At 73.9% G+C, this 18,475-nt stretch carries 17 protein-coding genes; 6 read left to right on the forward strand and 11 right to left on the reverse strand.

The features are described from left to right. Positions 1-125 precede the first annotated feature (125 nt). From D1J60_RS30375 to D1J60_RS30395, 5 genes are read right to left on the reverse strand one after another with little or no spacing between them, the layout of a single operon-like run. A complete protein-coding gene (locus tag D1J60_RS30375) occupies positions 126-941 on the reverse strand; it encodes an ATP-binding cassette domain-containing protein (RefSeq protein WP_241253448.1) in 816 nt (271 codons plus the stop codon). Beyond that, on the reverse strand, positions 938-1,933 hold the full coding sequence (locus tag D1J60_RS30380) for an ABC transporter ATP-binding protein (RefSeq protein ID WP_164721000.1): 996 nt from the start codon (positions 1,931-1,933) through the stop codon (positions 938-940). Before D1J60_RS30380 ends, D1J60_RS30375 begins: the two co-directional genes overlap by 4 nt. A gap of 5 nt (positions 1,934-1,938) precedes the next feature. Continuing rightward, positions 1,939-2,838, reverse strand: coding sequence for an ABC transporter permease (locus D1J60_RS30385; RefSeq protein ID WP_125823275.1), 900 nt, complete (start codon positions 2,836-2,838; stop codon positions 1,939-1,941). Beyond that, a complete protein-coding gene (locus D1J60_RS30390) occupies positions 2,835-3,788 on the reverse strand; it encodes an ABC transporter permease (RefSeq protein WP_125824276.1) in 954 nt (317 codons plus the stop codon). Before D1J60_RS30390 ends, D1J60_RS30385 begins: the two co-directional genes overlap by 4 nt. Beyond that, a complete protein-coding gene (locus D1J60_RS30395; protein WP_125823276.1) occupies positions 3,785-5,422 on the reverse strand; it encodes an ABC transporter substrate-binding protein in 1,638 nt (545 codons plus the stop codon). Before D1J60_RS30395 ends, D1J60_RS30390 begins: the two co-directional genes overlap by 4 nt. Positions 5,423-5,553: 131 nt before the next feature. On the opposite strand from D1J60_RS30395, the gene D1J60_RS30400 reads away from it, so the two are divergent. Continuing rightward, positions 5,554-6,666, forward strand: a complete 1,113-nt coding sequence (locus D1J60_RS30400) for a LacI family DNA-binding transcriptional regulator (RefSeq protein ID WP_125823277.1) — start codon at positions 5,554-5,556, stop codon at positions 6,664-6,666. On the opposite strand, the gene D1J60_RS30405 is transcribed toward D1J60_RS30400, so the two are convergent. Then, a complete protein-coding gene (locus D1J60_RS30405; protein ID WP_125823278.1) occupies positions 6,633-8,273 on the reverse strand; it encodes an amidohydrolase in 1,641 nt (546 codons plus the stop codon). The two genes, D1J60_RS30400 and D1J60_RS30405, sit on opposite strands and share 34 nt — an antisense overlap. 95 nt (positions 8,274-8,368) lie before the next feature. Between D1J60_RS30405 and D1J60_RS30410 the strand changes: the two genes are divergently transcribed. Further along, entirely contained in the window at positions 8,369-9,079 is a 711-nt protein-coding gene (locus D1J60_RS30410; RefSeq protein ID WP_125823279.1) for a TetR/AcrR family transcriptional regulator, read from the forward strand. Positions 9,080-9,144: 65 nt separating this feature from the next. Here the strand turns inward: D1J60_RS30410 and D1J60_RS30415 are convergent, their stop codons facing one another. Genes D1J60_RS30415 through D1J60_RS30430 form a run of 4 tightly spaced genes read right to left on the reverse strand, consistent with a single transcriptional unit; the run spans position 9,145 to position 12,978 of the window. Then, the gene (locus D1J60_RS30415; protein ID WP_125823280.1) at positions 9,145-9,600 is read right to left on the reverse strand and encodes a MaoC family dehydratase; all 456 of its coding nucleotides are present in this window, start codon (positions 9,598-9,600) and stop codon (positions 9,145-9,147) included. A 53-nt stretch (positions 9,601-9,653) separates the two neighbouring features. After that, the gene (locus tag D1J60_RS30420) at positions 9,654-11,174 is read right to left on the reverse strand and encodes a long-chain fatty acid--CoA ligase (protein ID WP_125823281.1); all 1,521 of its coding nucleotides are present in this window, start codon (positions 11,172-11,174) and stop codon (positions 9,654-9,656) included. A gap of 2 nt (positions 11,175-11,176) precedes the next feature. Further along, positions 11,177-12,055, reverse strand: coding sequence for an amidohydrolase family protein (locus D1J60_RS30425; protein WP_241253449.1), 879 nt, complete (start codon positions 12,053-12,055; stop codon positions 11,177-11,179). Positions 12,056-12,066: 11 nt separating this feature from the next. Further along, positions 12,067-12,978, reverse strand: coding sequence for an SDR family NAD(P)-dependent oxidoreductase (locus D1J60_RS30430; RefSeq protein ID WP_125823283.1), 912 nt, complete (start codon positions 12,976-12,978; stop codon positions 12,067-12,069). 157 nt (positions 12,979-13,135) lie between these two features. On the opposite strand from D1J60_RS30430, the gene D1J60_RS30435 reads away from it, so the two are divergent. Continuing rightward, positions 13,136-14,002 (forward strand): PaaX family transcriptional regulator C-terminal domain-containing protein, encoded by an 867-nt coding sequence (locus tag D1J60_RS30435; RefSeq protein WP_125823284.1) that lies wholly within the window; start codon positions 13,136-13,138, stop codon positions 14,000-14,002. 138 nt (positions 14,003-14,140) lie between these two features. Beyond that, on the forward strand, positions 14,141-15,535 hold the full coding sequence (locus tag D1J60_RS30440) for an FAD-dependent oxidoreductase (RefSeq protein ID WP_125823285.1): 1,395 nt from the start codon (positions 14,141-14,143) through the stop codon (positions 15,533-15,535). Positions 15,536-15,601: 66 nt separating this feature from the next. Here D1J60_RS30440 and D1J60_RS30445 read toward each other — a convergent pair whose 3' ends face one another. Further along, positions 15,602-16,291 (reverse strand): substrate-binding domain-containing protein, encoded by a 690-nt coding sequence (locus D1J60_RS30445; protein ID WP_125823286.1) that lies wholly within the window; start codon positions 16,289-16,291, stop codon positions 15,602-15,604. Positions 16,292-16,367: 76 nt separating this feature from the next. Between D1J60_RS30445 and D1J60_RS30450 the strand changes: the two genes are divergently transcribed. Beyond that, entirely contained in the window at positions 16,368-17,135 is a 768-nt protein-coding gene (locus D1J60_RS30450) for an IclR family transcriptional regulator (protein WP_125823287.1), read from the forward strand. Positions 17,136-17,238: 103 nt separating this feature from the next. Beyond that, a complete protein-coding gene (locus D1J60_RS30455; RefSeq protein ID WP_125823288.1) occupies positions 17,239-18,450 on the forward strand; it encodes a 4-hydroxybenzoate 3-monooxygenase in 1,212 nt (403 codons plus the stop codon). Positions 18,451-18,475: the final 25 nt, after the last annotated feature.

Raw genomic sequence — 18,475 nt, forward strand, 5'->3', positions numbered from 1 at the left:
GGCAATCTACTTAGGTAGAAGACGGGCCGTCTACCTAAGTAGAAGCATCCGGACACCTGAACTTGCGTACGCCGAACGGGAGTTCGCCACTCCTGGTCTCGGCCTGTGGTACCGCCCGGCTCCGGTCAGCCGAGCCCCCGCCGCCCCGCCGCCGCCGCGCCCGGGTCCCAGCCGCGGCGGGGGACGGAGTCGAGCAGGAGCCGGGTGTACGGGTGCTGCGGGGCGTCCAGGACCTGGTCGGTCGGGCCCGATTCCACGACCCTCCCCGACTTGAGCACCAGTACCTCGTCCGCGATGTGCCGGACCACCGCCAGGTCGTGGGTGACGAAGAGGTAGCCGACGCCGGCCTCGCGGCGGATCGCCGCGAGCAGTTCGAGGATCTGCGCCTGGACGGAGACGTCGAGCGCCGCGACGGCCTCGTCCAGCACGAGGACCCCGGGCTCCACCGCGAGGGCGCGTGCGATGGCCACGCGCTGGCGCTGCCCGCCGGAGAGGCGGCGCGGGAGCGCCGAGGCCTCGCGTGGGCCGAGGCCGACCTGCTCCAGGAGCTCGGCGGCCCGGGCCCGGCGGGCGGCCGCGTCCAGCCGGGTGTGGAGCCGCAGGACCTCGTCCACGCATCCGGCCGCCGTCACCCGGGGGTCCAGCGACAGGTAGGGGTCCTGGAAGACCATCTGGATCTCCCGCGCCCGGGCGAGCCGTTCGGCCCGGCCGCGGACCCGTGCCGTACGGTCCCGGCCGCCCAGGCGTACGGTGCCGGCGTCCGGGCGTTCCAGGCCGACGAGCATGCGCGCCGTGGTGGTCTTGCCGCTGCCGGACTCCCCGACGACGGCGAGCGAGGCTCCCGGTGCCAGGGTGAACGACACGTCGTCGACGGCGGCGTGGTCGCCGTACCGCTTGCACAGCCCCTGGACGACGAGTTCGCGGGTCGGGGTGGTCGTCACAGCGTGATCCCTTCGTCGGCGCGGTGGCACGCGGCGAGGCCGTCGCCGTACCGCGCGAGTGCGGGTGTCTCCTCGGTGCAGCGCGGCAGGGCGTGGACGCAGCGCGCGGCGAAGGCACAGCCCGGCGGCGCCTCGGCGAGCGAGACGGGGCGGCCGGGGACGGGCCGGGGGGCCGGGGAGCCCCGTTCGATGCGCGGGGTGCAGGCGAGCAGCCCCGCCGTGTAGGGGTGGCGCGGCCGCTCGAACAGCTCGTCCGTGCCCCGGGTCTCGACGATCCGGCCCGCGTACATGACGTACACGCGGTCGCAGACGGCGGAGGCGAGTTCGAGGTCGTGGGTGACGAAGAGCAGGCCCGTGCCGCGCTCGGCGCGCAGCCGGGTGAGGATCGCGATGACCTCCGCCTGGGTCGTGACGTCCAGGGCGGTGGTCGGCTCGTCGGCCACGAGCAGGGCGGGTTCGGCCGCGAGCGCCGCGGCGATGACCACCCGCTGGAGCATGCCGCCGGAGAACTCGTGCGGACGGCGGCGCAGGGCGCCCCGCGGATCGCGGATGCCGACGGCGTGGAGGAGCTCCTCGGCCCGGGCGGTGGCCGTGGCGGCGGGGGTTCCGGCCGCGCGCAGGCCCTCGGTGAGGAAGTCGCCGATCCGGCGCAGCGGGTTGACGGAGGACCGCGGGTCCTGGAAGACCATCGCGACCTGCCGGGCCCGCAGCGCGGTCCGTTCGGCGCGGTTCATGGTGAGCACGTCCCGGCCGGCGACCCGGACGTGCCCGCTGGTGCGGGCGCCCGCGGGCAGCAGCCCGAGGACGCTGCGGCAGGCCACCGACTTGCCGGAGCCGGATTCGCCGACGAGGCCGACCGTCTCGCCGGGCAGCACCCGCAGGCTGACGCCGTCCAGGATGGGCCGGGCCGCCCGGTCGGCCGCCAGGCGGACGCCGAGCCCGTCGATCTCCAGGACGGGCGGCCCGTCGGGCGGGGGGTTCTCCTCGGTCATGGCGTTCACCGTTCCCGCCTCGCGATCCGGTCGGCGAGCCCCTCGCCGACGATGCCGAACGCCACCACCGCGAGCACGATGCACGCCGAGGGGGCCAGGGCGGGCAGCATCGCCCCTTGCTGGACGGCCGACTGGCCCTCGTTGATCATGGCTCCCCAGTCGGCGGCGGGCGGTTGCACGCCGAAGCCGAGGAAGGAGAGCGCCGCCAGGTCCATCAGCGCGTACCCGAAGTTCATCGCGGACTGGGCGAAGACGGTCGGGGCGATGTTCGGCAGCAGGTGCCGCAGGCATACGTTCCACCCGGACCAGCCCTGCACCCGGTAGGCCTCGATGTACGGGCGGGCCTTCTCCTGGCGCGCGATCCCGCGCACCAGCCGTCCCACGTACGGGGTGTAGGCCACCGCCATGGCGATCACGGGCGCGGTCATGCCGGAGCCGACGACGGACACGAGCAGGATCGCGAGCAGCAGGCCGGGGACCGCGAAGACCATGTCCATCGAGCGGGACAGGACCGAGTCCGCCCAGCCGCCGCGCCAGGCCGCCACGACGCCGAGCAGGGTGCCGAGGAGGGTGGAGACCCCGACGACGAGCAGGGGGCCGAGCAGGCCGGTGCGGGCGCCGTGGAGCAGCCGGGACAGGACGTCCCGCCCGGACTGGTCGGTGCCGAGGAGGTGGTCGCCGGTGGTGCCGACGAGCGGCGAGGAGAGGTCGAGCACCTCGGGGTCGTACGGGGCGAGGACGGGTGCGAGGAGCGCGACCAGCACGAGGGCGGCGAGCACCGCCACCGAGGCCGTGAACAGCGGGCCCTGGCCGAGTCCGCGCAGGAGGCGCAGACCGGGCCGGCGGCGCAGCGGCGCGGGAGCCGCGCCGGGCGGGGAGGCCGCGGAGGGCGTGGTGAGGGTCATGAGGAGCCTTCCCCGTGGAGGGACAGCCGGGGGTCGATGAGGGGGACGAGCAGGTCCACGGCGAGGTTCACCAGGACGAAGGCCGCCACGCTGAGCAGGGTGACCGCCTGTACGACGGCGAAGTCCTTGGCGGTCACGGACTGCACGAGCAGGGAGCCGAGCCCCGGTACGTCGAAGGCGGTCTCGACGATCGAGGTGCTGATGAGCAGTCCGGCGAGCATCGTGCCGCCGACGGTGACGACCGGGCCCAGGGCGCCCCGCAGCACGTGCTTGCGCACCACGGTCCACGGTGCGACGCCGCGGGCGTGCGCCACCTCGACGTGCTCGCGGCCGAGCTCGTCCAGCATCGCCGAACGCGTCACCCGGGCGAGCATGCCCGCGAAGGTCAGCGCCAGGGCGAAGGCCGGCAGCGTCAGGTGGTACAGCCGGTCCGAGAAGCCCGCGGGGGTGCCTCCCGGGCCCGGGAACCAGCCCAGCCGGACGGAGAAGAGCGACACGAGCGCGATGGCGGTGACGAACGAGGGGGTCGCCGTGGCGACGCCGGTGCCGATGAGCACCGCGCGGTCCGGCAGGCCCGGCCGCAGCGCCGCGAGGACGCCGCCCGCCACCCCGAGGACGGCGACCAGCAGGGCCGCGTACCCGACGAGCAGGGCGGTGCCGGGCAGCCGCGAGCCGATGAGCGCCGTCACGTCCTGGTGGAACTGCGCGGAGCGGCCGAAGTCGCCGCCCAGGACACCGCCGAGCCACTTCGCGTACTGCACGGGCAGCGGGTCGTCCAGGTGGTACTGGGAGCGCAGGGCCGACACGGCCTCGGGGGTGGCGGGGCGGCCGTGGAGCAGGAAGGACACCGGGTCGCCGGGGGCGAGGTGGAGGGAGCCGAAGACCACGAGGGAGGTCACGAACAGCACCGTCACCAGGCCGAGGAGCCGTCCGACGAGGTAGCGGGTCATCGCTTCGCGGCCCCGATCGTCGCGGCCCACGGGTAGTACAGCTGCGCGATCCCGGTCGGCGCGCCGGTCACCCGGTCGCCGAGGAAGACCGAGTAGGGCGCCTCGTAGACGGGGATGACCGGCAGCTCGCGCAGCGCGATCCGCTGGAGCGCGGCGGTCAGCTCGGCCCGTTCGGCGGGGTCGGGCTGCGCGTTGGCCTGGTCGAAGGCGGCGTCGTACTCGGCGTTCGACCAGCTGCCGTAGTTCCCGAAGTCCCCGGTGCGCAGGTACTGGTAGAACTCCAGCGGGTCGGGGGTGTTGTCGTACCCGTTGGTGATGACCAGGTCGAGGCCGGCGCGTGCGCCCGGGTCGGTGAAGATGCTGCTGTACGCCTCCGGGGCGACGGACTTGAGCCGGACGTCGAGGCCGATCCGGCGGCCGGCGGCCTGGACGGCGTTGGCGACGACGCTGATCTCGGGTGCGAGCGTGCTCGTGGCCAGGGTGACCGTGCGGCCGGTCGCCCCCGCCTCCCGTACGAGCTCCTGCGCGGCCTTGACGTCGAACGACGGCTCGGGCACGGCGTCGAAGAGCGAGGCGGTCTTCTCCGGGGCCAGCGACCAGGCGCCGCGCGCGGCCGGAGCCTTGGCCGGGTAGCCGACGCCGCCGGCCGCCGCCTTGACGATGTTCTTCCGGTCGAGCGCGAGCGACAGGGCCTTGCGGACCTTGAGGTCGCCGAGCGTGCCGTGGAAGTCGAGGACGGCCAGGTTCGCCGCGGCGGTGTTGGGGCCGAAGAGGACCGATCCCTTGCCGCTGCCCCGCAGCTGCGCCAGCGAGGAGGAGGGCACCATGTACCCGCCGTCGGCGGTCCCCGAGAGGAAGGCGTTGGCCCGGGCGGCGGCGTCCTCGATGAACGTGAACTTCACGGCGGCGGACTTGGGGGTCAGCGACCGGTCCCAGTAGTCGGCGCTCTTCTTGAGGGTGATGCTCTCGCCCTGCGCCCACTGGTCGAGGGCGAACGGGCCGGTGCAGTTGACCGTGCCCTTCGGGGTGCCGTAGTCCTTGCCGGCCTTGGCCAGGGTGGCCGCGCTCTCTACGGTGCCGGGGGAGGCCGCCATGAGTTCGTTCAGGAGGACGTCCGGCCGGGAGAGCCGGAGCGTGACCTCCAGGGGGCCGGTCTTCTCGACGGCGGTGACGTTCTTGAACGCCGAGGCCCAGGGGGATCCGGTCTCCGGGTTCCGGTGGCGGTCCAGGGAGGCGACCACGTCGTCGGCGGTCATCGTCGTCCCGTCGTGGAACTTCACTCCGGGCCGCAGGGTGTAGACCAGCGTGCGGGGGTCGGGCTGCGCGTACTTGACGGCGAGACCGGGCTCGATCTTCAGGTCGGGCGTGACCCGCAGGAGCTGCTCGCAGACGTTGGCGAGCACGGTGTTCGGCGGGTAGTCGTACGCGAGGGCGTAGTCGAGCGTGTAGGGCTCGGCGTACAGGGACCAGGTGAACGAGTCCAGGGCGCCCTGCGCGGGCGGTGAGGTCGCGGTGACCTGGTAGCCGCCGACGCCGTCGGCGGACCGGGGAGCGGAGGCGCCCGAGCAGGCGCTGGTGGTGGCCGCGAGGGCGGCGGTACAGGCGAGGAGCGTGGCGATCCTGGGCGTGCGCATGCAGACCCACCCCTTTACGGGTGTAGTGACGGGCGCTGGGGGATGGAGCGAGTATTGATGCGGGAACGTTCCCGCACAAGGCTTTGCGGGAACGGTTTTGCAGAGGTCACGGGGGTGGCAGCATCGTCCCCATGACCGATGTTCCAAGGCATGGCGAAGCCGCCCCGCAGCCCGCCCCGCGCGTCCGGCTCGTCGACGTGGCCCGCGAGGCGGGGCTGTCCAAGACGACCGTCTCGGCGGCCCTCAACGGCACCGGACGCCTCTCCGCCGAGGTGCGGGAGAAGGCGCGCGAGACCGCGCGCGTCATGGGCTATCGGCCCAACGCGACGGCCCGCCAGCTGCGCACGGGACGGGCCCGGCTGATCGGGTACATGGTCGGAGAGTTCGCCGACACCCCCTGGTCCTTCCTGGAATCGCCGTACTTCGCCAGGCTCACCGGCGCCACCGCCGCGACCGCGCTGCAACGCGGCTACGCCGTGGTGCTGCTGCCCGCCGGCTCCCTTCAGGGCGAGTGGGCCGGCCTGCCGCTCGACGCGGTGGTCGTCGCCGACCCCGTCCCCGACGACCGGGTCGTCGGCGACCTGCTCGCCGCCCGCATCCCGGTGTTCAGCGACCGCTCCGTCGAGGGGCGGCCGGGGGCCTACTGGGTGGACGTCGAAGCCGGACCGGCCGTGTGCGGCACCCTGGACCACCTCCGGGAACAGGGGGCCCGGCGGCCCGCGATGGTGCTGCCCGACAGCACCACCCGGTTCCACCGGGAGGTGCTCGCCGCCTACCGGGGCTGGTGCGCCGCCCACGGCGTGGCGGAGCGGATCGGGTACGCCGAGGCCCCCGGCAACGGACCGGTCGTACGGGCGGTCGAGACCGCCCTGGCGGGTGACGGGGAGGGGCCGGACGGGCTGCGCCCCGACGCCCTCTTCCTGGTGGCCGAGGCGAGCCCGCCCCTCGTCCTGGAGGCGGCGCGCCGCCAGGGCTACGAGGTGCCCGGGGACCTGCTCCTCGCCTGTGTGAGCGAGGACGTCACGGCCGCGCACACCGAGCCGCCGGTGACGACGCTGAGCCTGCGGCCCGAGGAGATCGCGCAGGCCGGTGTCGAACTGCTCGTGGCGGTCCTGGAGGAGGGCCGGCGGGAGTCGGCCGGGGTGCTCGTGCCGACCCGGCTCGACGTACGGGCGTCCTCCCTACGGCGCCCCGGAGCGGCGTCGGCCCCTCAGGCGCAGTGGACGAGCCTGCCCCCGACGTAGGTCCGCTCCACCCTCGCCTCGGCGATCTCCTGCGGGGGCGCGGCGAAGACGTCCCGGTCCAGGACGACCAGGTCGGCGAGGTGGCCGGGGCGCAGGCTGCCCGCGTCGTCGAGGCCGTTCACATGGGCGGAGCCGGCCGTGTAGGCGGCCAGCGCGGTCGCGAGGTCGAGGCGCTGTTCGGGCAGGAAGACCCGGTCGTCGGCGGGATCGGCCTCGGGGTCCCTGCGGTTGACGGCCACGTGGATGCCCGCGAGCGGGTCGGGGCTGCTGACGGGCCAGTCGCTGCCGGCGGCCAGGGTGGCGCCGGCCCGCAGCAGATCACCGAAGGGGTACTGCCAGGCCGCGCGCTCGGGCCCGAGGAAGGGGATGGTCAGCGCGTCCATCTGCGGTTCGTGCGCGGCCCACAGCGGCTGGATGTTGGCGATGGCGCCGAGCCGGGCGAAGCGGGCCAGGTCGTCGGGGTGGACGACCTGGAGGTGGGCGAGGTGGTGGCGGTTGCCGCGCCGGCCGTTGGCGGCCACGGCGGCTTCCAGGGCGTCGAGGGCCTCGCGGACGGCCCGGTCGCCGAGGGCGTGGAAGTGGATCTGGAACCCGAGGGCGTCGAGCTCGGCCACGTACCCGCGCAGCGCCACGGGGTCGACGAAGCTCAGGCCGGTGTTGGCCGTCGCGCAGCCGCAGCCGTCGAGGTACGGGGCGGTCATCGCGGCCGTGAAGTTCTCGGCGATCCCGTCCTGCATGATCTTCACCGAGCCGGCCCGGAAGCGTCCGTGGCTCAGCTTCTCCCGCAGCGCGACCAGTTCCCCGATCTGCTCGGCGCCGCGGTCCCGGTCCCACCAGAGCGCGCCGGTCACCCGGGCGGTGAGCGAGCCGTCCCGGGCGGCGGTGACGTAGGCGTCCGAGGGATCGGGCTTGCCGCCGAACACGCCGAGCAGCGCGTCCTGCCAGCCGGTGATGCCGAGCGAGTGCAGCAGTTCCTGGGCCCGCAGCAGGCCGGCCAGCCGGTCGGCGGGGGTGCCGGCGGGCACGAGACGGGAGACCAGCGCGGTGGCTCCCTCCTGGAGCACCCCGCTGGGACCGCCGTCCGGCTCCCGTTCGATGCGGCCGTCGGCGGGGTCCGGGGTGGCGGCGGTGATCCCGGCGAGTTCGAGGGCCCGCGTGTTGGCCCAGGCGCCGTGGTGGTCGCGGTTGACGAGGAACGCCGGCCGGTCCGGGACCACGGAGTCCAGCAGCTGCCGGGTGGGCAGCCCGCCGTCGAAGCTCTCCATCGACCAGCCGCCGCCGGTGATCCACGCGTGGTCCGGGTGGGCGTCCGCGTACGCCCGGATGCGGGTCAGGTACTCCGGGACGCCGACCGTACCGGTCAGATCGCACTCGGCCAGCTCCGTACCGCCGTAGACGGCGTGGACGTGGGCGTCCTGGAACCCGGGGACCAGCAGCTTCCCGGTCAGGTCGACGACCTCGGTGCGGGGGCCGATCAGCTCCCGTACCTCGTCGTGGCCGACGGCCGCGATCCGGTCGCCGACGACGGCGAGCGAGGTCGCCCGCGTGCGGGCCGGGTCGACGGTGAAGACGGGACCGCGGGTGAAGACCAGATCTGCCTTGGTCATACGGAGCTCCAGTACGAGGGGCGACAGTGGGGGGACGGGGACATGGAAGCCGGGCGGCCGTTTACACGTCAATGGTGTTGTCGTAAGGTCCGTGCATGTCAGAACGCGTGGTTCCCGAAGCCGGCCGCCGGCGTCGCCGGCCGACCAAGCAGGGCGCCGTGCTCTCCGAACGGCTGATCGTCGACACCGCCCTGCGCCTGATCGCGCAGCACGGCGCCGCGGCCCTCTCGGCGCGCAGGCTCGGGGCGGCGCTCGGCGCCGACCCCAGCGCCCTCTACCGTTACTTCCGCAACACCGACGCCCTGCTCCTCGCCCTCTCCGACGAGCTGATCGGCCGCGCGCAGGAGGGCTGGACGGCCACCGGGGACTGGCGGACGGACCTGCGCGCGATCGGGCTGCGCATCCACGCCTGCTACCAGTCCAACCCCCAGGCCGCGCTCCTCACGGCGCACCGCACGACGGGGCGGCGCCACGAGACACGGGCCGTCGAGAGGATCCTCGCCACCCTGCGCTCGGCGGGATTCCCCGACGCCCTCGCCGTACGGATCTACCACGCCTTCGTGGACCAGGCGCTGGCCTTCGCCGCGCAGGACGCCGCCGCGCGCGCCCTGCCGGAGGCGGCCCGGGTGGCGGACGAGGAGGTCTGGCACGAGGTGTACGGCAGGCTGCCGCCCGAGACCCACCCGAACATCGCGGCGACGTTCCCGCTGCTCGCCGCCGACATGAGGGACAGCGGCTACCCCTTCGCCCTGGAGCTGATGCTCGCCGCGGTGGCGGCGCTGCACCCGGCGGCGGACGGCGGCTGACACGCGCCCGGCACGCGCAAGAGGGACGGCCGCCGTGTGCGGCCGCCCCCGGGTGGTTGCGTACGTCAGGCGTAGAAGCGGTACACGGCCTGGGCGACGCACGCCGGCTTGTCACTGCCGTCGATCTCCACGGTCAGGTCCGCGACGACCTCGACGCCGCCCTTGACGTCCTCGACGGACACCACCCGGCCGTGCGTCCGGATCCTGGACCCGACGCGCACCGGCGCGGGGAAACGGACCTTGTTCAGGCCGTAGTTGACCTTCATCGACACGCCCTCGACGTCGAGCAGCTCGCTCCACATCGGGATGAGCAGGGAGAGCGTCAGATAGCCGTGGGCGATGGTGGCGCCGAACGGACCCGCGGCCGCCCGCTCCGGGTCGACGTGGATCCACTGGTGGTCGCCGGTGGCGTCGGCGAAGGTGTCGACCCGCGGCTGGGCGATCTCGACCCAGGCGCTGTGCCCGAGGTCGGCGCCGGACCGGTTGCGGATCTCGTCGATCCCGTGGACGGTGACGGACATGGCGGTGCTCCTTGACTGGTGGGGGTGGTGGGGGCGGTGGGGGCGGACCGGTCTCAGTTGCCGGTGCCGTAGCGCGCCCGGATCGGGTCCTTGAGCAGCTTGCCGGTGGCGTTGCGGGGGAGTTCGGGAGCCAGGACGATGCTCCGCGGGATCTTGTAGCGGGCGAGCCGGTCCTCCAGATGGGCGATCAGCCGCGCGGGCGTGGGTGCGGCACCCGCGCGCAGGACGACGACGGCCCGCCCGACCTCGCCCCATCTGGGGTCGGGTACGCCGATGACGGCCGCCTCGGCCACGTCGGGGTGTTCGAGCAGGGCGTCCTCCACCTCGGCCGGGTAGACGTTCTCCCCGCCCGAGATGAACATGTCCTTGAGGCGGCCCACGAGTCGTACGTAGCCGTCCGCGTCGACCGTGGCCACGTCGCCCGAGCGGAACCGCCGCCCGTCGAGGAAGGCCGCCTCCGTCGCCGCCGGGCGGTTCCAGTAGCCGGGCGAGACGTTCGGGCCGGCGACCACCACCTCGCCCTCCTCACCGGGCACGGTCTCCTCGCCCGAGGGCCGCAGGACCCGTACGTCGGTGAAGAAGTGCGGCACGCCCGCCGAACCGGCGTGCGTCAGCGAGTCGGACCGGTCCAGGACCAGGGCCCCCGGCGCGGTCTCCGTCATCCCGTACCCCTGGACGAAGGCCAGGCCCCGGTCCAGATAGGCGCGCGCCGTACGGCCCGGCACCGGGGCGCCGCCGCACAGCAGGGTGCGCAGGCTCGACAGGTCCGCCTCGGCCCAGCCGCTCGCGGCGGCCATCGCGTCGTACATCGTCGGTACCCCGAACATGCGGGTCACCCGGTGCTCCTCGATGAGCCCCAGGCTGCGCTCCGCGTCGAAGGAGGACTCCAGGACGACGGTGCCGCCCTTCAGCAGGGTGGGCAGGCAGCTCATGTTCAGTGCGGCGGTGTGGAACAGCGGCGCGCAGACCAGGGCCACCTCGTCGCCGGCGAGGTCGGTGTCGACCAGCACGTTGAGGCTGTTCCAGACGAGGTTGCCGTGGGTGAGGACGGCGCCCTTGGACCGGCCGGTGGTGCCCGAGGTGTACATGATGAGGCACGCGTCCTCGTGCCCCACCTCCTCGTCGACCGGCTCGGTGGCGGCGGCCGCGAGCAGTTCCTCGTAGGGCAGCCCCGGTCCCGGACCGACGGCGAGGAGCGTGGGAATCCGTGCGCCCGCCGCGAGTTCGGCGACCCGTTCCTCCGGGGTCCTGGCGTGGACCAGGACCCCGCTGCCCGAGTCGGTCAGCTGGTGCAGCAGCTCGGGCACGGCGAGCCGGGTGTTGAGCGGGACGAAGACGGCGCCGAGCAGTCCGGTGGCGAACAGCGTCTCCAGGTAGGCGGGATGGTTGGGGCCGAGGTAGGCGACCCGGTCCCCGCGTCCGACGCCGGCGCCGCGCAGGGCGTGGGCGAGACGGTTGGAGCGTTCGTGGAGTTCGGCGTAGCCGACCGCGCGGCCCTCGTACAGGAGGGCGGTGCGCCGGGGGGTCTTCCGGCCGCGGCGGGCGGGCCAGGAGCCGATGCCCTGATTGCGCACGGTCAGCCCTCGCTCCGGGTCAGGCCCAGCAGCGCGGCCGCGTTCTCCTTGAGGATCTTCGGACGCACCTCGTCCTTGATCGGCAGTTCGGCGAAGTCGGCCAGCCAGCGGTCGGGGGACAGGAGCGGATAGTCGGAGCCGAACATCACCTTGTCCTTGAGCAGGGTGTTGGCGTACTGGACCAGGCGCGGCGGGAAGTACTTCGGGGACCACCCCGAGAGGTCGATGTACACCTGCGGCTTGTGCGTGGCCACCGCGAGCGCCTCGTCCTGCCAGGGGAAGGACGGGTGGGCGAGGATGATCCGCATGCCGGGGAAGTCCGCGGCGACGTCGTCCACGTCCATGGGGTTGGAGTACTTCAGCCGGACGCCCCCGCCACCGGGAGCGCCCGCGCCGATGCCGGTCTGGCCGGTGTGGAAGACGGCGATGGCGCCGGCCTCCTCGATGGCCTCGTACAGCGGGTACGCCATCCGGTCGTTCGGGTGGAACGCCTGGATGTTCGGGTGGAACTTGAAACCGCGCACCCCGAAATCCGCGACGAGGCGGCGGATCTGACGGACCGCCGCCCTGCCCTTGTACGGATCGACCCCGGCGAACGGGATGATCACGTCGGGGCTGGCCAGGGCGGCCTCGGCGATCTCCTCGTTCGGCACCGGCGGGACGCCGGTGGCCGACTCCGCGTCGACGGTGAACACCACGCACGCCATCCGGCGTTCGCGGTAGTACGCGGCGATCTCCGGCAGCGTGGGATGGCGGTGCTCGGCCTTGAAGTAGGCGCCCGCGGCCCGGTCGAGCTCGGCCGAGAGCGAGGCGCAGCCCTTCGAGGAGACCTCCGCGTGGGTGTGGACGTCGATGGCGACGAGCTCGTCGGGATTCGGCACGGCCTTGCTCCTCACAGCTGCGGGGCGGGGATGCCGACGGTCTGCGGGGTGCGGCCCACCGTCAACGGCCAGGCCGCCGCGATGGCTTCGGCGCTCCAGCCGCCGTCTGCGTACGCGACCGACACCTCCTGCGGGTGCGACCACAGGGCGAGCTTGTCGCCGCCGATGCCGATGCACTGGCCGGTGATCCCGGCGGAGGCGTCAGAGGCGAGGAAGGCCACCAGCCCCGCGACGTCCTCGGGCGTGCCGAAGCCCTCGCCCTTGCGCAGGCCGTCGGGGAAGGCGGTGCCCTCCCGCTCCAGCGCCTCGACGTGCGGGGTGAAGGCGGGGATGGTCCGCGTCATCGCGGTCGCGGCGACCGGGATGACGGCGTTCGCGGTGATGCCGGCCCTGCCCAGCTCCATGGCCCAGGTGCGCACCATCGCGGCGATGCCGGCCTTGGCGGCGGCGTAGTTGGTCTGGCCGAAGTTGCCGCGCTGGCCGGCGGGGGAGCCGGCGACCACGATCCGTCCGCCCCCGCCCTGGGCGCGCATCCGTTCCACGGCGGCGCGGACGCAGGTGAAGGTGCCGCGCAGGTGCACCTGGACGACGGTGTCGAAGTCCTCGTCCGTCATCTTCCACAGGACCCGGTCCCGCAGGACACCGGCGTTGGTGACCATGGCGTCGAGCCGGCCGTAGCTGTCGACCGCGCGGGCGACGAGGGCCTCGGCGGCCTCCGTGGAGCCGACCGGCACCACCTCGGCGACGGCGCGGCCGCCGGCCCCGGTGATCTGCCGCACGGCCGCGTCGGCCGCCTCGGCGTCCACGTCGTTGACCACCACGGCCGCGCCCGCGGCGGCGAGCGAGCGGGCGTAGGCGAGGCCGAGACCGCGGCCGCTGCCGGTGACCACGGCCACCTTGCCGGAGAGATCCAACTGAGCCATGAGAGGGGGTCCTTCCCGTAGGCCGGGGGCGGGACGCGGGGAGCCGCGGCCTGGGGCACGCACCGGCGGCGCCAAAGCTAGGCATAATTTTGTCTGCGGTCAATGAACTGCCGAATGTTGGGGTGGGCGGGCAGGTCCCGCGCCTACGCTGTCCCCCGTGACCCCTCCCGATCCGAAGCGGCGGCCGCAAGCCGAGCCCGACGCGGCCGGCCCCGGCGCCGCGGCCCGCCCCCAGTCCCTGATGCTGACCTTCTTCGGCATCCACGTCCTCGGCACCGGCACCGCCCTGTCCTCGGCGAGCGTGATCGACGCCTTCGCCCGGGTCGAGGTGGGCGAGGACGCCGTGCGCTCGACCCTGACCCGGATGGTCGGCCGCGGCCTGCTCGAACGGCACCGCCGCGGTCGCCGGATGTACTTCTCGCTCACGGCCCGGGCGGCCGCGGTACTCGCCGACGGGGAGGAGCGGGTCCAGCGGACGGGCGCCGTCAACCGGGCCTGGGACGGCACCTGGACCCTGGTCGGCTTCTCGCTGCCCGAGTCCTGGCGCCGCGAACGGCACGACCTGCGCTCCCGGCTCGTCTGGGCGGGCTTCGGTCCGCTGCAGAGCGGGCTCTGGGTCGCCCCCGGACGCGTGGACGTCGCGCCCATCGCCGAGGAGCTCGGGCTCGGGGACCGTATCAGGGCCTTCCACGGCGAGGCCGCCGCGCCCACCGAGGCCGGACCCCTGCTCCGCACCGCCTTCGACGTCGACGCGATCGCCGAGGGCTACCGCTCCTTCCTGGACCGCTGGGGCGGCGGCACCGCGCCCGCGGAGGCGCGCGACGACCTGGGCCGCCTCCTGCTGCTGCACACCGACTGGCTCGACCTGGTGCGCCGCGACCCGCACCTGCCGGCCGAGCACCTGCCCGCGCAGTGGCCCGCCGCACGCGCGGAGGCACTGTTCCGCGCACTCTCCGCGGACTTCGAGCCCGGGGCCCGGCGGATCGCCGAGGAGATCCTCGACCGCTGGGAGCCGGAGGCGTAGCCGCAGCGGGAGGCCCGGTCGGCCGGCGGGGGAGGCTTATGACAACACCATTGACCTTGCTGTGCGGCGGCGGGTCTCATGGTCGGCACCCCGGAGGGTCCGTGCGCTCGGACGCCTCCGCGAACCGAAGGAATCCCCATGGACCCCCTCACCTCGCTCAGGGATGCCGAGCCCCGCCCGTTCTGGCTCGACGACCCCCGCCGCCCCCAGGCCGCCCCCGCCCTCGTGGGCGCGACCACCTGCGATCTCCTCGTCGTCGGCGGCGGCTACACCGGCCTGTGGACCGCCCTCCTCGCCAAGGAGCGCGACCCCTCCGCCGACGTGGTGCTCATCGAGGCGGACGAGGCCGGCGGCGCCGCCTCCGGCCGGAACGGCGGATTCTGCGAGTCCAGCCTCACCCACGGCCTGCGCAACGGACTCCAGCGCTGGCCCCGGGAGATCGACCTCCTGGAACGGCTCGGCCGGGAGAACCTCCAGGCCATCGAGGACGCCGTCCTGCGCCACGGGATCGACTGCGACTGGGAGCGCACCGGCTCCATCGTCGTGGCCACCGAGCCGTACCAGCTCGCCGGCCTCGCCGAGGAGGCCGAGGCCGCCGCCCGCCACGGAGGCGAGCCGGTCCTCCTCGACGGCGCGGCCGTCCGCCGCGAGATCGACTCCCCGACCTTCCTCGGCGGCCTGTGGAACAAGGACGACGTCGCCATGGTCAACCCGGCCCGGCTCGCCTGGGGACTCAAGAGCGCCTGCCTCGCCCTGGGCGTCCGGGTCCACGAGCACACCCCCGCCACCTCGCTCGCCGAACACGGGGCCGTGGTCGGCGTCCGCACGCCCTACGGCCGGATCACCGCCCGCCGCGTCGCCCTCGCCACCAACGCCCACCCCTCCCTGGTCCGGCGCCACCGCCCCTACACCGTCCCCGTGTACGACTACGCGCTGATGACCGAGCCCCTGACGCGGGCGCAGCTCGCCTCCGTGGGCTGGACGCGGCGCCAGGGCTTCGCGGACAGCGCGAACCAGTTCCACTACGTCCGCCTCTCCGCGGACAACCGCGTCCTGTGGGGCGGATACGACGCCGTCTACCGCTACGGCGGCCGCGTCCGCGCCGAACACGACCGGCGGCCCGAGACCTTCGCCACCCTCGCCCGCCACTTCTTCACGACCTTCCCGCAGCTGGAAGGGGTCCGGTTCACCCACTCCTGGGGCGGAGCCATCGACATGAGCACCCGCTTCTGCGTGTTCTTCGACACGAGCCACCACGGCAAGGTCTCCTACGCCGCCGGGTTCACCGGACTCGGCGTCGGCGCCAGCCGCTTCGGGGCGCAGGTGATGCTCGACCTCCTCGCCGCCGAACGCACCGAGCGCACCGGACTGCGGATGGTCCGCAGCAAACCCCTGCCGTTCCCGCCGGAGCCGGTCCGGTCCGCCGGCATCGGCATCACCCGGTGGTCCCTGGCCCGCGCCGACCGCAGCCAGGGCCGCCGCAACCTCTGGCTGCGCGGCCTCGACCGCTTCGGCCTCGGCTTCGACAGCTGACGCCCCGCCCCACCCGCGTCGGCCCCGCCCCGCCCGGACGCTCCGGCCGGGGCGGTCGCCGTAAGGCTAGGCCGGCCGCATGCCCCTGGAGCGGGCGAGCGCCGACGCGGCGTCGGAACCGAGGAGGCCGAGGACCTCGCGGGCACGGCGCGGCTGCGTGGAGGACGCCAGGACGCCCGCGCTGAACACCGAGCTGATGGCGGCGTCCCCCGGCAGCGGGCCGATGACCACCACCCCCGGCAAGTCCATCAGCTCGCTGTGCTGTTGAAAGGCCAGATCGGCATGGCCGGACGCCAGGAGGCTGCCCGCGGGCACCCCGGGGGGTGCCTGGACGAGCCGGTCCCCCAGCGGGCCGGCGAGACCCAGCCGGGTGATCAGGCCGACCAGGGACGTACCGCTGGGGCCCGTGGAGTACGCGACCCTCCGCGCCGACAGCAGCGCGGCCCGCAGGTCGGACTCCGATCCCAGTGCCGGAACCGGCGCTCCCTCCGGCACGGCGGCGACGACCGACGAAACCCACAGCGGGCGCACCGTGTCCGAGAGCAGGTGCCCCGCCCCGGCCAGTTCGGCCACGGCACCGTCGGCCAGCACGAGCAGATCGGCTCCGGCGCCCTCGCGCACCCGCCGTGCGGTCTCCACCCCGCCGGCGGCCTCGAAGCGCACCCCGATCCCGTGAGCGAGCCGGATGTGTTCGCAGAGCCCGGCCAGAATCGGCCGGGTCGCCATCGAGGAGAGACCGCGGATGTCTTCGTTCACGTCGATTCCCTGGTGTGCTGCGGATGATGGGGGGCACGGGTCCGGCGGCCCGGAACCCGTCTGCGAGACTGCCCGCGTGAGCACGACCGGGAGCACCGCGGCCGGCAAGGTCCTCAAGGTCCTCGCCGCCTTCGACCGTGAACACCCGTCGCGGACACTGTCCCAGATCGCCCAGTGCACCGGCCTGGCCCTCAGCACCGCGCACCGAGTGGTCGCGGAACTGGCGGAGTGGGGAGCGCTGGAGCGGGGCGAGGACGGGTCCTGGCACGTCGGGCTGAGGCTCTGGGAGATCACCTCGGGATGCCCGCGCACCCAGATCCTGCGCGACGCGGCCCTGCCGTTCATGCAGGACCTCTACGAGGCGACCCACGAGAACGTCCAGCTCGCGGTGCGGGAGGGCACGGAACTCGTCTTCGTCGAACGTATCACCGGGCACCGGTCGGTGCAGTTGTTGACGGAGGTCGGGACCCGGTTCCCCGTCGGCTCCACCGGGATGGGCCGGGTGCTGCTGGCACACGCACCGCGGGACATCCAGGAGGAGGTCCTCCGATCGCCGCTGCGCGCCTGGACCCCGCACACCGTCACCGACCCGAGGACGCTGCGCGCCCAGCTGGACCGCATCCGCCGCGAGCAGGTCTTCCTCAGCGACCGGCAGCTCTCCCATGACACGGTGGCCGTCGCCGCGCCCGTACGCATCGGCCGCGCCGGACCGGTCAGCGCCGCCCTGGGGATCGTCGTCGCCGCGAGTGGCGCCGGCGACGCGCGCGGGCTGCGCGAGCCGCTCCTGAGGGCGGCGTACGGGATCTCCGACGAGCTCGGCCGGCGCGCCCGCACGACGGCCTGACGCCACAACGGGCTTCCGCCTGACGGAAACACCGGCGACCGGCCGGGGCTCCGGCTGCCACCGTTCGGGGTGTTCGAACGTTCGCAGTTGCCCAGGAGATGCCATGCCCGACATCGCCGTCGACACCGTCGCCTCAGTTCCCGTCGCCGTGGTCGGTGCCGGTCCGGCCGGCCTGATGCTGGCCCACCTGCTCGGACGCGCGGGCGTCGGGACGATCGTGATCGACACCCGCACGCGGCACGAGATCGAAACCACCCAGCGGGCCGGCATCCTGGAGGCCGACGCGGCCCGGGACCTGATCGAGACCGGAGTGTCCGACCGGATCCTGCGCGACGGCCACGAGCACGAAGGCGTCGAGATCCGCTTCGACGGCCGTCCCCACCGCGTCGACTTCAAGGCACTGACCGGACGCTCGGTGTGGCTCTACCCGCAGACCGACGTGTTCACCGACCTGGCCGACGCCCGGGCCCGGGACGGCGGAACGGTCCACTTCGGCGTCAAGGACACCGAGGTCCTCGACATCACCACCAGCGCGCCGCGGGTCCGCTACACCGCGCCCGACGGAGCCCGGCACGAGATCCGGGCGCGGTACGTGGTCGGCGCGGACGGGTCGCGCAGCATGTGCCGCGACCTGGTCCCCGAGGACCGGCGGACGCGCTACGGCAAGGAGTACCCCTTCGCCTGGTTCGGCATCATGGCCCAAGCACCCATGAGCGCACCCGAGTTGGTCTACGCCCACTCCGAGCACGGGTTCGCGCTGATCAGCCGGCGCACCGAGACCGTTCAGCGGATGTACTTCCAGTGCGACCCCGACGAGGCGGTCGACGCCTGGCCGGACGACCGCGTCTGGGAGACGCTCCAGGCCCGGGTGGCGGGCCGGGACGGCTTCCGCCTCCAGGAGGGGCCGGTCCTGGAGAAGACGGTGCTGCGGTTCCGCTCGTTCGTGCAGGAACCGATGCGCTGGGGCTCGATGGCCCTCGCCGGCGACGCCGCGCACACCGTGCCGCCGACCGGCGCCCGCGGACTCAACCTCGCGCTGCACGACGTCAAGGTGCTCGCCGAGGTCCTGCCGCGGGCCCTCGGCAGCGGGGGCGGGGCCGCGCTGGACGAGTACCAGCCGCGCGCCCTGCGCCGGGTCTGGCGGGCGCAGGACTTCTCGTACTGGATGACCCGGCTGCTGCACACCCCGCCCGGCGCCTCACCGTTCGACCTGCGGCGCCAACTCGGCGAACTCGACAACGTCGTGGGCACGCGCGCGGGCCGCGCCCACCTCGCCGAGCAGTACACGGGCTGGCCCGCCGGCTCCCTCGACTGACTCCGACGACCAGCAGGAGACCACA

The sequence above is a fragment of the Streptomyces sp. W1SF4 genome (assembly GCF_003950035.1).
Classification (GTDB): domain Bacteria; phylum Actinomycetota; class Actinomycetes; order Streptomycetales; family Streptomycetaceae; genus Streptomyces; species Streptomyces racemochromogenes.

Coding starts and splice junctions, on each gene's coding strand:
- D1J60_RS30395 (WP_125823276.1), bottom strand. CDS start 5,422: ATGCGCACGCCCAGGATCGCCACGCTCCTCGCCTGTACCGCCGCCCTC.
- D1J60_RS30385 (WP_125823275.1), bottom strand. CDS start 2,838: ATGACCCTCACCACGCCCTCCGCGGCCTCCCCGCCCGGCGCGGCTCCC.
- D1J60_RS30430 (WP_125823283.1), bottom strand. CDS start 12,978: ATGGCTCAGTTGGATCTCTCCGGCAAGGTGGCCGTGGTCACCGGCAGC.
- D1J60_RS30405 (WP_125823278.1), bottom strand. CDS start 8,273: ATGACCAAGGCAGATCTGGTCTTCACCCGCGGTCCCGTCTTCACCGTC.
- D1J60_RS30400 (WP_125823277.1), top strand. CDS start 5,554: ATGACCGATGTTCCAAGGCATGGCGAAGCCGCCCCGCAGCCCGCCCCG.
- D1J60_RS30455 (WP_125823288.1), top strand. CDS start 17,239: ATGCCCGACATCGCCGTCGACACCGTCGCCTCAGTTCCCGTCGCCGTG.
- D1J60_RS30415 (WP_125823280.1), bottom strand. CDS start 9,600: ATGTCCGTCACCGTCCACGGGATCGACGAGATCCGCAACCGGTCCGGC.
- D1J60_RS30380 (WP_164721000.1), bottom strand. CDS start 1,933: ATGACCGAGGAGAACCCCCCGCCCGACGGGCCGCCCGTCCTGGAGATC.
- D1J60_RS30440 (WP_125823285.1), top strand. CDS start 14,141: ATGGACCCCCTCACCTCGCTCAGGGATGCCGAGCCCCGCCCGTTCTGG.
- D1J60_RS30390 (WP_125824276.1), bottom strand. CDS start 3,788: ATGACCCGCTACCTCGTCGGACGGCTCCTCGGCCTGGTGACGGTGCTG.
- D1J60_RS30410 (WP_125823279.1), top strand. CDS start 8,369: ATGTCAGAACGCGTGGTTCCCGAAGCCGGCCGCCGGCGTCGCCGGCCG.